We start from the raw sequence: 12736 nt of genomic DNA, 5'->3' as shown, positions 1-12736 counted from the left end.
TTTCAAGTTGATCTCGCTGAATAGAATCATGTTTCGAAAGCATCTTTATCACCTCAAGTTTTAATACTTTTATTTTAAAATAAAAAAGACTGTAGGCAAAGTCGATTTTCATCGAGTTTGTCTACAGTCTGAAGCACTCCATTCCTGGAGTGCTTTTGTGTTTTATTTTTCAACCTTCATGTAACTCAGTGCACGGGTTGCGGCTTCCCTCGCCGTTTCGACAGAATCAGCTGTGGATAATGCAACAGCAACCCTTCTGCCAACCTTCGTGACCGGTTTTCCGAAAACGCGCACCTGCGTATTCGGTTGAGCCAAGGCTTTATCTACCCCGACTATAGAATATTCTGATAACTCAACCGGTGCTTTCAAGGGACGGCTTGCTCCTGGGGTGATCAGTGTGATTTCAGGGATCGGGAATCCTAGAATCGCACGGGCATGAAGGGCAAACTCCGATAGGTTTTGGGTGACCAATGTTACTAATCCTGTATCATGCGGACGTGGGGAGACTTCACTGAAATAGACCTTATCCCCTGAAAGGAATAACTCCACTCCAAATAATCCATATCCACCAAGTTCATCTGTAATCTTCTTGGCAATCCTTTTTGCTTCGATGATTTGTCCTTCCGTCATAGCATGTGGCTGCCAAGATTCTATATAGTCCCCGCCCTCCTGGACATGACCGATTGGTGCACAAAACATCGTTCCGTTAACGGCACGGACAGTTAGCAACGTAATTTCCGAATCAAAGCGAATGAACTCTTCAATGATCACTCTTCCATTTTGGACCCGGCCACCTTCCATCGCTATTTTCCAGCAGGCTTCCAAATCATCTTTTGAACGACAAACGCTTTGCCCTTTACCAGAAGAACTCATTAGCGGTTTCACGACATTAGGAAAACCGATTTCTGTAGCAGATGAAACAAATTCTTCATATGTATTGGCAAATCGATAAGCTGCCGTTGGTAACTTTAGCGTTTCAGAGGCCAACCTTCTAATTCCTTCACGGTCCATCGTCAATTTAGCCGCTCTTGCCGTTGGGATAACCGCGAACCCTTCTTCCTCCAATTTAAGCAATTCGGAAGTGGCGATGGCCTCAATTTCCGGCACGATTAAATCAGGTTGTTCTTTTTCAACGACTTCCCTAAGCTGCTTCTCATCCAACATATCAATCACATAACTTCGATGGGCCACTTGCATGGCAGGTGCATGTTCATACCGGTCGACTGCAACGGTATCAATACCAAGCCGCTGAGCTTCTAGGATGACTTCCTTGCCTAATTCTCCTGAGCCCAATAATAAAACCTTTTTTGTTCTATACATATTCCACTTCTCCCCTCCATGTGTTCAAAACCATTATATACGAACTATATACTAATAAAAACATATTTTGTTCGCTTTTTATTTTAATTTTCCTCTAAAATCCTTGATTTCATATAAAATATTTTGTTTTTTAATCATATATCTTTATAAACAAAGGAAGATACCATTTGATTGGAGGACGGAATGCCAAGTACGCTCAGTGAAATCAGCACCGTTCTTTACAGAATGGAGGAGTGATATCTTATACATGTCGAAATTTGTACTACGATACTTTTTGAAAATGTAAGCGCTTTCCATTATAATGTAAGTAGGTTGGATGGCATGCGTGGCCGTCAAAGTATTCGGCGTAGGCGGGGCCAATACTAGCGTTAAAAGGAGGAAAACGCTTTTAACGCACAACTATTAGCACTCCTTGGATAAGGGCTGTTAAAGATTCTTAACAGTTACTTGCAAGATGTATGCACCATACATAGTCATGGACAAGGGTTGTCTAAAATTCCCTCGTCTTTGCAGCAGCCCTCATCGTTTCAGTCTAATAGTTTATAAGATTAAAAGCTCTTCCACTGAAAAATCAGAGAAGAGCTTTTTCGTTTGTACCTAACATTCTAGTTCCTTCCCCATCTCATCCAGGATGGTCAAGACTTTCAAAAATCCAATAGCAGACCATTTAAAAACACAAGCTGAGACTGTAGATGATGCATGTGCTGTGATTGACATGAACTGTATACCGACATCTCCAACTAGGTAGGACCTTCGCTTAATACGAAAAAACAGGCATCCATTGCACTAATGGATGCCTGTTTAGATGTTGATTCTATTCTTAGACTTCTTGCGGTACAGCTAATCCAAGTCCTTCAGCAATACGTGTTCCGTATTCTGGATCGGCTTTGTAGAAGTGTCCGATTTGACGAAGTTTAATTTCTTCTAATTCTACTGGTTTCATTGCACCCACGACATTTTCTACAAGACGTGTTTTTTCTTCGTCGCTCAACAGGCGATATAGATCTCCTGCTTGAGTGTAGTGATCATGATGATTATAGGCAACCTGAGCAGCTTGTCCAGACACTTCAAACGGCGCAAGTTTGTTTTCGTTTGATTCAGCTGGTCCCCCAAAGCTATTTGGTTCGTAATAAACGGAACCTTTCCCATTATCATCGGCACGCATGAAGCCATCGCGTTGATATGTGTTTGCTTCGACTTTCGGACGGTTAACCGGAAGTTGGTTATGGTTAGCACCTACACGATAACGATGGGCATCGCCATAAGCAAATAAACGGCCTTGAAGCATTTTATCTGGAGAAGCTTCAATTCCAGGTACGAATGTTCCTGGGGAGAATGTTGCTTGCTCTACTTCAGCAAAATAGTTTTCAGGATTTCTGTTCAATTCCACGCGGCCAAGTTCGATTAATGGATAATCTTTTTGCGACCAGACCTTAGTCACATCGAATGGGTCAAAGCGGTATGTGTCCGCGTCTTCCAAAGGCATGATTTGTACGCATAATTTCCAAGCCGGGAAATCACCTTTTTCAATCGCGTTGAATAGATCTTCCGTATGGTAATCAGGGTTTTCACCTGCAAGTTTAGCAGCAAGGTTCACATCAAGGTTTTTGATGCCTTGCTCTGTTTTAAAGTGGTATTTCACCCAAACAGCTTGTCCTTCTTCATTCACCCACTTGAATGTATGGCTTCCGAATCCATGCATATGGCGCCATGTTGCTGGAATCCCACGGTCGGACATCAGCGTAGTTACTTGATGAAGTGATTCTGGTGAATGAGACCAGAAATCCCATACGGCAGTCGGATTTTTCAAGTGTGTTCTAGGATCTCTTTTTTGTGTGTGGATGAAATCAGGGAATTTGATTGCATCACGGATGAAAAATACAGGTGTATTGTTCCCAACGATATCGTAGTTTCCTTCTTCTGTGTAGAATTTGACCGCGAAGCCCCTTGGATCACGTAATGTATCGGCAGAACCAAGTTCCCCAGCTACCGTTGAAAAACGGATGAACATCTCCGTTTCTTTCCCTACACCATTGAATACTTTGGCTTTCGTATATTTGGACAAATCATTCGTAACGGTAAAAGTACCAAATGCGCCACCGCCTTTAGCATGGACGACACGTTCAGGAACACGTTCACGATTGAAATGTGCCAGTTTTTCTAATAAGTGAACATCTTGTATAAGCACTGGTCCACGTGACCCAGCAGTAATTGAATTTTGGTTATCGCCAACCGGGGCACCCCAGCTAGTTGTCAGGTTTTTCTTATTCGACATAAATGAACCACCTCTTCATTAGTTTTAATATACATATAATAATATAGTTTCTTAGAAAAAAATCAATACTTATTTATAATAATTTTAATATAATAATAAGATTCAATAAGCATAATTTCTTTTCTAAATGCTAGTAAAGTATAAACTATGTAGAAAAAATGAGGTATTATGCATTTATTCAGGTATTCACTATCTATATATTGGTATAACTCCAGCGGTAGCACATTCTCTTTATTCTTTCTTTTTTATCAATTATAAGAAAAATATAATAGTAATCGAGAATACTAGAGGGTTAAATTGGAAGTGTTATCAATTATGATGCTTCGCTTTCTCTCATTTTATAGGAAATCAGCCTGTTTAATCAGTGAAAATTCCGTGAATTTTACTTTCACGTGTACCCATTCGCCAAACAGTCGAAAGATGCCTCTAAATATAGAAGATTTTTTGTGCCAATTCAGCAAATTCCCCCCTGATTTGCATGAGGTTTTAGTATAATAAGGAATGCATATAGTGTTTTAGGAGGTTTCCATGAATATAATCATGCGTTTTCTTGCCAATGGGCTGATATTACTTTTCATAGACTGGCTTCTCGACTCCATCACGATAAAATCTTATGGCACAGCTTTGCTGGCTATCTTCATATTATCGATTATGAACATGTTAGTTAAACCCATTCTACAGCTCATCACTTTACCAATCACGATCCTGACATTCGGATTGTTTTCCTTCATCATCAACGCTTTCACTTTTCTGATTACGTCGTATGTGGTCAGTGGTTTTGTCATTCATTCTTTTTGGGGCGCGCTCATCGGTTCGTTTTTACTAACCATCAGTCAAAGTTTACTAGTCAAAAAAGAGTAGGAACACTCGTCAGTCGACATGCTGACGATTTTTTTATCTCGTGACTTTTTCCATAACACCGTTCGATATTTCCTGGGCTATTTCCCTAATTTTTGCAAATCATCACTAGCAGTATTCACTCATTTTCGAAAAACAAAAAGGGAATGGAACCACCTTTGCATAAGTTTAACCATACATACGCTAAAAACAGGTATGAATCGACTTATGGAGGAATGACATGTACACCAATCGTAAACCAAGAATTCTTCTGTCCCTCATGCTCGTGCTCGCTTTCCTTATTCCAGCTTCATCCTTAGCCGCAACCGGGGATGGAAGCCCATCTTCTCCTTACTCCGTCTCTCAGGCTTTCGTAAACCAAAATAGTTCCATTCGTACTGTCAGTGGCTTTGTAATCGGCCAGCCCACTTCAGCCACTAGCGTCGAGTTCAGCAACTATCCAAGTGATTATGCGCTGGCAATTGCTGATAGTTCCTCGGAAACAAACGTATCGAATATGCTTTTTGTCCAAATTCCCTCCTCCTTCCGTTCTGAATTCGGATTGCAATCGAATCCTGATTTAAAAGGTCAAAAAGTCGCCATAACCGGAACACTGACTTCCTACTTTTCTCATTCTGGCTTGAAGGACCCCTCAGTCATGGTGAAAAACGGGAACACTCCAGAATCAGGAACTCCGAATGCCGGATCATATTATGACTCAGCTACCGGAAAAACCGGGCGTGCTCTAAAAGATGCCCTCCATGAAATCATTGATGACCATACGAAAATTTCCTACGCAAATGTGTGGGAAGCCTTGCGAGAAACCGATGAAGATCCAAACAACTCCAATCATGTCATTCTTCTATATACAGGGCGTTCACAGGCAAAGACCACCAATGGTGCAGGCGTGAATGACTGGAACCGTGAGCATGTCTGGGCAAAATCCCATGGCGGATTCGGGACATCCATGGGTGCTGGCACCGATTTACATCACTTGCGGCCGACCGATGCGTCCGTCAATAGTACGCGCAATAATCTCGACTTTGATAATGGGGGATCCGAACATTCCGAAGCCAAAGGGAACTATTACGACTCCGATTCATGGGAACCACGGGATAAGGTGAAAGGAGATGTGGCGCGGATGCTCTTCTATATGGCAGTGCGCTATGAAAGAGAGAACGGTGAAGTCGATTTGGAATTGAATAACCTAGTCAACAACGGCTCAGCTCCATATCATGGGAAACTGGACGTGTTGCTTGATTGGCATGAACAAGATCCAGTCGATGCATTTGAACGAAATCGAAATGAAATCATTTATAACGACTACCAACATAATCGAAATCCTTTCATCGATCATCCCGAATGGGCTGCTTCCATCTGGGAGTAATGAAACCGGCTGCCCATTTCCTAAGGGCAGCCGGTTTCATACAGACATCAAGTAGTAAGAAAAATTAGTTAATTAACTTTCGCTAAATAACAATTACCTTACAAACTTCATATATTCTCTTAAAAATTCCCTTATTTGGTAAGCGTTTTCATTTTTTTCTTTACAAATAAACTATTAGTATATATTATTTAATTGTAATATTTTGAGAAAAGACAATACATATTATGCTCCTCAACTCTACTAGTGATAAAATAGTAGAATGCGTTAAAAACCCATATTCCTACACAAGAAAAGAGGAAAATTATGCAAAACTCCAAAGATTCTCAATTACATAGAGGATTGGAAGAAAGACACATCGCATTAATGTCTCTTGGCGCTGCCATTGGGGTCGGGTTGTTTCTTGGCTCTGCATCGGCCATTAAATTAGCCGGTCCCGCAATTATTTTGGCTTATGCCATTGGCGGCTTTATTATTTATCTCATCATGCGGGCTTTAGGGGAAATGGCCATTAAAAACCCCGTTGCCGGTTCCTTCAGCCGCTATGCAAGCGATTTTATCGGTCCTCTCGCCGGATACATTACAGGCTGGAATTACTGGTTCCTTTGGATTGCAACGTGCATGGCCGAAATTACGGCTGTCGGCATTTACATGCAGTTCTGGTATCCAGACACTGCACAATGGGCTTGGGCATTAGGCGCACTTGTGATTATGACAACCGTTAATTTCCTTGCCGTTAAAGCTTATGGTGAATTAGAGTTTTGGTTTGCCCTAATTAAAATTGTCACGATTATCTTAATGATCGTTTTAGGATTTGGCATGATTTTCTTTGGTATCGGTAACGCTGGGGATGCAGTCGGATTCAGTAATCTATTCTCACATGGAGGCTTCTTCCCTAATGGTATCTCGGGCGTTGTTCTTTCATTCCAAATGGTGATGTTCGCCTATTTAGGCATCGAGATGCTTGGAGTGACGGCTGGGGAAGTAAAGAACCCTGAGAAATCACTTAAACGGGCAATCAATACCGTGTTTTATCGAATTTTACTGTTTTATGTTTTGGCTCTTACTGTCATTCTTTCAATTACTCCATGGGATCAAATGACAGGGGAAAACAGCCCGTTCGTTATGATGTTCGATAGAATCGGCATCCCAGGGGCGGCAGGCATCATCCAGTTCGTCGTACTGACAGCAGCTCTCTCTTCTTGCAATAGCGGAATCTTCAGTACGGGTCGAATGCTGTTTAACCTGGCACAGCAAGGCGAATCACCAAAAAGTTTCGGTCGTGTCACAAAGAATGGCGTGCCTGGCACAGCCATTATCGTATCGGCCGTCGTTCTCCTTTTTGGCGTCTACCTGAATTATATGAAAGCTGACAAAGTATTTACTTATGTGACTAGTGTGGCGACATTTGGAGCACTATGGACATGGGGCACCATCCTTATCACACACATCAGTTCCCGAAAGAAAATGAGTGGACAGGAAAAACAAAACTTAACATTCAAAATGCCGTTTTTCCCGCTCACTTCTTATTTCGCCCTTGCCTTTCTAGTATTTGTCATGGTCGTTCTCGGCTTTTCTCCTGATACGAGAATCGCTTTGATCGTTGGTCCGATCTGGATTATCCTGCTTGTCGTGTTGTACTACATAACAGGATTGCATAAGCGAAAAAAATAAATAGCGAAGAAAGGGTGCCCATTGAACACGGGCACCCTTTCTTTAGCTATTTTCCCTTCTTTTCAACCTTTGCTAGTCCACCTAGGGGAAACATGACAGCGACATTAAAGAAATAACTCCATTTCACTGCCTTTCTCACTGAAACCCATTTTCTTGTATAGATGTTTCCCGTTTTCGGATGTATGCAACCAAATCCGTTTAACGCCCCTTGTTTTACTGTTATCTATACAATGCTCGAGTAGACGCCCTGCCAACCCGTTTCCACGATGCTCTGGGACTGTATACATATTAAGAATATAGGCTTCAATCCCTTTTAGATTTTCTAAATATGGTGGTCTTTTGAATAAAACCATTCCACTGATGCTTACTGCTTTCCCATTCGCTTCTGCCATAAAGGATATAAATTCGTTGTCTGGAAGTGCTTTTTGTAAATACTCTCTTGTTGATCTTTCCATAAGCTGCTCCTCTTTTGGAGACTGTACCTCACCTAATTCCATTAAAAGCGCTAATCGCAAACCAACTATATGATCAATGTCTTCCATAGTAGCCCTAGTAATAGTAAACGGAGTATTGTTTTGAAAACCTGGTCCTTTATTAGACGTTAGATGTCTATCATTCATTTTTTCACCTTCCATTCGTTTTACTCTTACTTTCTCATGATAATAAAAAATGGAATAAAGTTACACTTAATAACCCATTAAAATGTTTTATTTAGACAATTAGAGGTAATGGTATAACAACGACCAAATATGTAGAAAGATGGTGGATGGCATTATGAATTATCGAAAATTAGCAAAAAGCGTGTTGATTCCTGTTGTCGGAGGGTCCATTGTCGGGGCAATTGCCACAAGAAACTCCAAAGAGATTTACAATGACCTCAAGAAACCTTCCTTTGCTCCCCCTTCATGGGTTTTCCCCGTCGCTTGGACAGGCCTCTATACCGTCATGGGAATCGCAAAGTATCGCGTATCCGTGAAGGAAAAAAACACAAAATCACCGGAACTCCTCTATGATACCCAGCTCGGACTGAACTTTTTATGGTCTTTCCTCTTCTTCAAATGGGGCTTGCGTGGAACGGCTTTCATCGAAATGGCTGCCCTATTGACCTTGATTACTTTGACGGCCTTCGAGTTTTACAGCATCGACCGTACGGCTGGCCTCGCCATGGTTCCTTATATCGGCTGGGTGACCTTCGCTTTGGGCCTTAACTACTCTATGTTCAGAAATAACTGATGGAGAAAAAAGAGCATTCCATGTTTCGGAATGCTCGCTTTTTTTGAATTGGACCGATAAAACATCCAGTTTGACCGATATATCTGCCAAATGGACTGATATCCTTCCTGAATGGACCGATAAAACTCATTTTAGTTATTGATGTTCGTGATTCTACCTTCCGTAACCGCCGTGATTTTTCCACCTTTAAAAGTGTTTTTCACATATTCAACGAAAGCCTCTAAATCGGCATGGCCGAATACTCGCTCTTTATCTTTTAACACGGTATAGTTATCGCCGCCGCTTGCCATGAAATCATTGACAGTCACGGTGTACGTTTTTGACTCGTCGATTGGGGTGCCATCCGCTTTCTTCATTTCCGTGACGCGCTCTGCCACTGGCTTACTGAAATCAGCGGTATAGCTCAATCCGGAGATTTGCAAAGTTTTCGGATTGCCTTCAACGACCCACTGCTGTTGCAGCAATGTTTTCACTTCCGCACCTGTTAATTCAAGTTTGACCAGTACGTTTCCGAATGGCTGGATTTTTGCCAAATCCGCATATGTTACTTCACCTTGTGGAATATCGGCACGAATTCCACCTGGATTCATGAAAGCGAAATCAGATTGTAGATCGGCTTTCATTGAATCCGCGATTAAATTTCCAAGACCCGTTTCCTGGGTATAGGCGTTCGCTCTTAAAATCTTTTCATCCGTCGTTCCTAGTGGCGCTTTCAGTTCTGGGAACTGATCCAAATATGAGTTTATGAACTTCGTCGTTTCAGCATCTGGTGTGATTCCGTCTTGTGTGACTGTCACGATCTCAGCTGATTTTTTGACAATGTCCTTTGTTTTCGGATCAATTTCCAAGTCAATGTCTTCAAAAGCCGTTCCGTAAGAATACGCTTGAACGATTAACTTTCCATCGACCGTACTATTATTCTTGGCATGATTGTCTCCAGCTAAAATGACATCGACTTCATCATCGATATCTTTTGCCAGTTCCGCCACTTCCCCTGTAATGACCCCATCTTTCTCAGTACCTGGATCATGCGAGACAACGACAATCGATTTGACGCCTTTTTCCTTTAACTCATCGACCGCTTTATTGACGGCTGGGGCCTGCTCAATGAATTCTACATTCTTGATACCGGCAGGGCTTACCTTTTGAGGTGTCGTATTCGTGACGACACCAATAAATCCGATTTCCACACCGCCGACCTCTTTAATGACATAAGGATCTAATATAGGTTTTTTTGTGTCTTTATACACGACATTTGCCACCACATACGGGAAGTTCAACTTATCGAAGACAACATCCGAAGTGGGTGACTTTCCGCCATTAATTTGGGCCATCAGCGTTTCGATTCCTTTATCGAACTCATGGTTTCCGACCGTTCCTACATCAAACCCCATATTATTCAGAAACTGAAGAGTTGGTTTGTCCTGTAATAGAGAGGAAACAGGAGCGCTCGCACCAACGGCATCCCCAGCTGAGATTAACAGGGTATTTTCCGGATTCTCTGCCTCACGCTTTTTTAAGTGGGCCGCTAAGTAATCGGCACGTCCTTGTTTGACTCCGCCAAACTCAGAAGTAGTATCCATTTGACCGTGAAAATCATTGATGCCCAACAATTGTACTTGAATGTTGTTATTGGCTAGATTGAATTTGTAGATACCAAATCCTTTATCATCCGTTTTGCCTGTATATGAAATAGCACTGTCTTCATTTAAATATTCTGCACCTTTTGGCGATGAAGTGAATGTAACATTCACCTTGTCGGAAATCGGGGCAATCGACCAGTTATTGTCTGCGGTCGGATTGATTTCCTTCTCTTGTGTAATGTAATCCATCAAGATCTGACGGTTTTCATCAGCGGAATCGACAATGTATTCACTGCCTTTGACGCCTGGGAAATTTCCTCCGCCCGAAGCACGGTAATTATTCGTTATGACGATGAATTCTTGATTTGGATCAACGGCTTTACCCTCGTATTTCAAGTTGGTGATCCTGCTTGAGTCTGAAAGCTTTTCGCCTTTTTCATCATAACGGGGAGCTTTCGTGACATCGACTTGATACGTCACGCCATCAATCACGTCAAAGTTATAGACTGCAAACTTTTCATTCAGTAATTTCTGTTCCTCTGTTTTCGCAGGATCGATTGTATTGAATTTCCCTGCGGACATTTCAAGCCATTCTTTGACCACGGACCCCTTGATTTTGATGGCTTTTAATGTATTATCGTACAAATATAGGTCGCCAGCGCTGCGGATTGTCAAATCACCCGTTTTTATATCGGTGTATTCCTCGACTCCATTGCGGCCAGCCTTGAATGGTGCCCCTACAGAAAGGATTGGTAAGTCCTTATATTCAGGACGATTGTTCTTAAGGTAATTTTCAACATACCACTTTTGTGCACTTGTTACGACCTGTACAGAAGGATCATCCTGCACAAGGGCAAAATAACTGTGGATTGGCGCTGTTGTTTTACCGATCGGCGTGTTAACATACTTAACCGTTGCCTCGTGGTCTTTTTTGACCGCCTTCACAACAGCCGCATCTTCCGCCGCTTTCTTACCGGTTACTTTGTCATTGATTGCCCGGGTTGAAGAATCTGAGTTGATGACTTTCCATTTTCCCTTGATATTCTGAATATCAAGGTCGATGATGCCAAGATTACTTCCACCATATCCTGCTTGGACGGCTGGTACCCCATTGATCGTTCCCTTTTTATTATCAACGCCCGCAAGGACTTTGCCTTGACTGTCTTTGAACAGGTTGTCCAATGATGCCTCATCTTGGGCCGGGAAGACTTTATGAGTATGTGAGAACGTGATGGCATCAATATTGGCCACTTTACTTAATGAATAGATAACATCCTCGGTATTTTTGGCGTCGCCGCTAAAACCGGAATGCGTAAGTGCCACGATGACATCAGCACCCTTTTTCTTCATTTCAGGAACATATTTTTTGGCTGTCGCAATGATTTCCTTTGTTACGACTTTCCCTTCAAGATTTGTTTTATCCCAATCCATGATTTGTGGAGGGGCAAATCCGATATAGCCGATTTTCACGGATTTTTCATTGCCATTTATATCTTTCACTTTCTTCGTCACGATCTTATAAGGCGTGTATTTATTTTTATCATTATTTGGATTTTTGTCTTTGTCTTTTTTATAAACGTTTGCATTTACATAGGGGAATTTCGCATCATTGATGGCTTCATCCAAATAGGATAAGCCATAGTTGAATTCGTGGTTACCGAATGTAGCCACATCATAGTCTAGTAGATTCATCGCTTTATAGACAGGGTGCACTTCTCCCTTTTTAAGCGGGGCTATATTCGCTTTGTATGTACCAAGCGGCGTGCCTTGAATGAGGTCCCCATTATCTACTAAGACACTATTTTTCACTTCTTTTCTTGCCTGTTTGATCAAGGTTGCCGTGCGGGAAAACCCTACTGAATCCGATACGGCATTTTTGTAATAATCATAACTTACTAGATTGGTGTGTATGTCTGTCGTTTCCATGATTCTCAGTTCAAATGGCGCGTCGGAAACCGAAGTGGCCAAGCTTGTTCCGAAATTACTCGTTTTTCCATTATAGTTGGAAACGACGGATACCTTGATCCAATATCCTGACTTGTACGTGTTGAAGTGAGCAGAAAACTTTTGTGCTGTCTTGATGTCCGTCTCTACTGCTGATTGCGAAACGACCTTTGTCCCATTCATTAACTGAAAAACAACGGCTTCTTTCCCCTTATTGCCCTTTTTGGGCGTAACGGTCACAGTGGCTTTTGCCCCATTTGTGTAACTTACCGAAGGAGCGGATATGGCAAACGGTTTCGCTTTTGCCTCTCCTTTAGCGGATGCATCCACCGGAAGGGCAAATGGTGCTGTAATTAAACTTACAGCAAGGATAGGGACTAGCATTTTGGACTTGAACGACATACTTCACAACCTCTCAGATTTTATCAAATTCTAGAATAATATAACATATTCTTATCAGAATTTTTACACATTTTATTATGATCT

General features: G+C 41.9%; 8 protein-coding genes. 4 read left to right on the top strand and 4 right to left on the bottom strand.

Annotated elements, in window-relative coordinates:
- Window positions 1-162: 162 nt before the first annotated feature.
- Window positions 163-1320 carry a phosphoribosylglycinamide formyltransferase 2 gene (purT, locus tag ACQKL6_RS02410; RefSeq protein ID WP_402989901.1) on the bottom strand — a complete coding sequence of 386 codons (1158 nt, stop codon included), beginning with the start codon at window positions 1318-1320 and terminating at the stop codon, window positions 163-165.
- Window positions 1321-2140: 820 nt separating this feature from the next.
- Entirely contained in the window at window positions 2141-3595 is a 1455-nt protein-coding gene (katA, locus tag ACQKL6_RS02405) for a catalase KatA (RefSeq protein WP_402871193.1), read from the bottom strand.
- 528 nt (window positions 3596-4123) lie between these two features.
- Between katA and ACQKL6_RS02400 the strand changes: the two genes are divergently transcribed.
- From ACQKL6_RS02400 to ACQKL6_RS02390, 3 genes are all read left to right on the top strand, one after another.
- Window positions 4124-4456: a phage holin family protein gene (locus tag ACQKL6_RS02400; RefSeq protein WP_402871190.1), complete on the top strand. Its 333-nt coding sequence runs from the start codon at window positions 4124-4126 to the stop codon at window positions 4454-4456.
- A gap of 217 nt (window positions 4457-4673) precedes the next feature.
- Window positions 4674-5819 carry an endonuclease gene (locus tag ACQKL6_RS02395; protein ID WP_402989904.1) on the top strand — a complete coding sequence of 382 codons (1146 nt, stop codon included), beginning with the start codon at window positions 4674-4676 and terminating at the stop codon, window positions 5817-5819.
- 303 nt (window positions 5820-6122) lie between these two features.
- Window positions 6123-7490, top strand: a complete 1368-nt coding sequence (locus ACQKL6_RS02390; protein WP_402871185.1) for an amino acid permease — start codon at window positions 6123-6125, stop codon at window positions 7488-7490.
- 104 nt (window positions 7491-7594) lie between these two features.
- On the opposite strand, the gene ACQKL6_RS02385 is transcribed toward ACQKL6_RS02390, so the two are convergent.
- Entirely contained in the window at window positions 7595-8110 is a 516-nt protein-coding gene (locus tag ACQKL6_RS02385; protein WP_427650478.1) for a GNAT family N-acetyltransferase, read from the bottom strand.
- A gap of 154 nt (window positions 8111-8264) precedes the next feature.
- On the opposite strand from ACQKL6_RS02385, the gene ACQKL6_RS02380 reads away from it, so the two are divergent.
- Complete coding sequence (locus ACQKL6_RS02380; protein WP_402871182.1) at window positions 8265-8723, top strand: TspO/MBR family protein; 459 nt, start codon at window positions 8265-8267, stop codon at window positions 8721-8723.
- Window positions 8724-8854: 131 nt separating this feature from the next.
- Here the strand turns inward: ACQKL6_RS02380 and ACQKL6_RS02375 are convergent, their stop codons facing one another.
- Window positions 8855-12652, bottom strand: coding sequence for a bifunctional 2',3'-cyclic-nucleotide 2'-phosphodiesterase/3'-nucleotidase (locus ACQKL6_RS02375; protein WP_427650476.1), 3798 nt, complete (start codon window positions 12650-12652; stop codon window positions 8855-8857).
- Window positions 12653-12736 lie beyond the last annotated feature (84 nt).

Source organism: Peribacillus sp. NPDC097197, from assembly GCF_050278025.1.
Classification (GTDB): Bacteria; Bacillota; Bacilli; order Bacillales; family DSM-1321; genus Peribacillus.
Note: the sequence above shows the minus strand (reverse complement) of the source record. Positions and strands in the feature narration are given on the sequence as shown.

What these genes read in the sequence shown, in the direction of transcription:
- ACQKL6_RS02380 (WP_402871182.1), top strand. Translation starts at nt 8,265, where the DNA reads ATGAATTATCGAAAATTAGCAAAAAGCGTGTTGATTCCTGTTGTCGGA.
- ACQKL6_RS02385 (WP_427650478.1), bottom strand. Translation starts at nt 8,110, where the DNA reads ATGAATGATAGACATCTAACGTCTAATAAAGGACCAGGTTTTCAAAAC.
- ACQKL6_RS02400 (WP_402871190.1), top strand. Translation starts at nt 4,124, where the DNA reads ATGAATATAATCATGCGTTTTCTTGCCAATGGGCTGATATTACTTTTC.
- ACQKL6_RS02390 (WP_402871185.1), top strand. Translation starts at nt 6,123, where the DNA reads ATGCAAAACTCCAAAGATTCTCAATTACATAGAGGATTGGAAGAAAGA.
- ACQKL6_RS02375 (WP_427650476.1), bottom strand. Translation starts at nt 12,652, where the DNA reads ATGTCGTTCAAGTCCAAAATGCTAGTCCCTATCCTTGCTGTAAGTTTA.
- ACQKL6_RS02395 (WP_402989904.1), top strand. Translation starts at nt 4,674, where the DNA reads ATGTACACCAATCGTAAACCAAGAATTCTTCTGTCCCTCATGCTCGTG.
- purT (WP_402989901.1), bottom strand. Translation starts at nt 1,320, where the DNA reads ATGTATAGAACAAAAAAGGTTTTATTATTGGGCTCAGGAGAATTAGGC.
- katA (WP_402871193.1), bottom strand. Translation starts at nt 3,595, where the DNA reads ATGTCGAATAAGAAAAACCTGACAACTAGCTGGGGTGCCCCGGTTGGC.